The sequence below is a fragment of the Streptomyces sp. NPDC051776 genome (assembly GCF_040681345.1).
GTDB lineage: Bacteria > Actinomycetota > Actinomycetes > Streptomycetales > Streptomycetaceae > Streptomyces.
This window is the reverse complement of sequence record NZ_JBFAYQ010000164.1, coordinates 1-1,386: the sequence shown is the minus strand read 5'-3', so window position 1 is coordinate 1,386 and position 1,386 is coordinate 1. Positions and strand designations below refer to the sequence as shown.

General features: G+C 69.1%; 1 protein-coding gene. It reads right to left on the bottom strand.

Annotation, left to right across the window (positions count from 1 at the left end; translation table 11 throughout):
- Window positions 1–1,321 (bottom strand): SDR family NAD(P)-dependent oxidoreductase (locus AB0M26_RS31905; protein ID WP_365266538.1); only part of this gene is annotated, 1,321 nt, incomplete at its 3' end.
- Between the last annotated feature and the right edge of the window lie 65 nt (window positions 1,322–1,386).

The window sequence follows — 1,386 nt, the reverse complement described above, 5'->3', positions numbered from 1 at the left end:
TCACCAGCCGCCACAGATCCTCCGGCGAACCCACCCCGCCCGGGAACCGGCACGCCATCCCGACGATCACCACCGGATCGTCACCCACACTCACCAGCCCTGGGACGGTGCCCGGCACGGCGTTCTGCTCTTCTTCGCCGAGCAGCTCCGACCTGATGTGCCGGGCCAGGGCGGAGGGCGTCGGGTAGTCGAAGATCAAGGTGGAGGGCAGCCGCATGCCGGTCGCGGCGTTCACGCGGTTGCGCAGCTCGACCGAGGTGAGCGAGTCGAAGCCCAGTTCCTTGAAGGTGTGGTCCGCCTCGATGTCCGTGGCGGAAGCGTGGCCGAGCACGGCTGCCGCCGCGCCGTGGACCAGATTGGACAGGAGTCGGTCACGGTCGGCCGGCAAGGCCGCGGCGAGCTGTGCCTTGAGGTCCTGGTGGTGCGCTCCGGTGCCGGCCTCGGCCTTGCGTCGGGCGCGAACCCGGACCAGTGCTCGAAGCAGCGCGGGTATCTCATTCGCCGCCCGGCGACGCAGACCCGCGAGATCGAGGTCGACCGGCAGTACGGCCGGCTGCTCAAGACCCGCGCCCCGCTCCAGTACGGCGTCCAGCAGCGCAAGTCCGCGCTCGGGATCCAGCGGCAGCATGCCGCTGCGTTCCATGCGGCGCAGGTCGGCTTCGGTGAGGTCGGCGGTCATGCCCGCGCCGGGCGCCCAAGGGCCCCAGGCCAGGGAAATGGCCGGAAGACCGGACGAACGGCGCCTTGCAGCGAAAGCGTCCAGGAAGGCATTGGCGGCCGCGTAGTTGGCCTGCCCCGCACCGCCGAACGTGCCCATGACGGAGGAGAAGACCACGAACGCCGACAGATCAACATCGTGAGTCAACTCATGCAGATGCACCACAGCATCCGCCTTCGGCCGCAGCACCCCGGACATGCGCTCCGGAGTCAGGGAACCTACGACACCGTCATCGACGATCCCCGCGGTATGCACCACCGCCGTAAGCGGATGCTCCTCCGGCACCGCACCCAGTACGTCCGCCAGCGCCGCCCGATCACCGACATCCACACCCGCGACCGCTACCTCAGCACCCAAGCCACGCAGTTCCGCGACCAGTTCACCAGCCCCAGGAGCCTCCGGACCACGACGGCTGGCAAGCAGCAGGTGCCGCACCCCGTGTTCGGTGACCAGATGCCGGGCCACCAGCGCGCCCAGACCACCCGTACCACCCGTGATCAGCACCGTGCCATCCCGATCCATCGGTGCCGGAACGGTCAGGACCACCTTGCCCACATGCCGCGCCTGCGACAAATACCGGAACGCCTCCGGAGCCCGCCGCACATCCCAGCACGTAACCGGCAGCGGCTCGAGCACCCCAGCCTCGAACAACACAACCAACTCGGCCA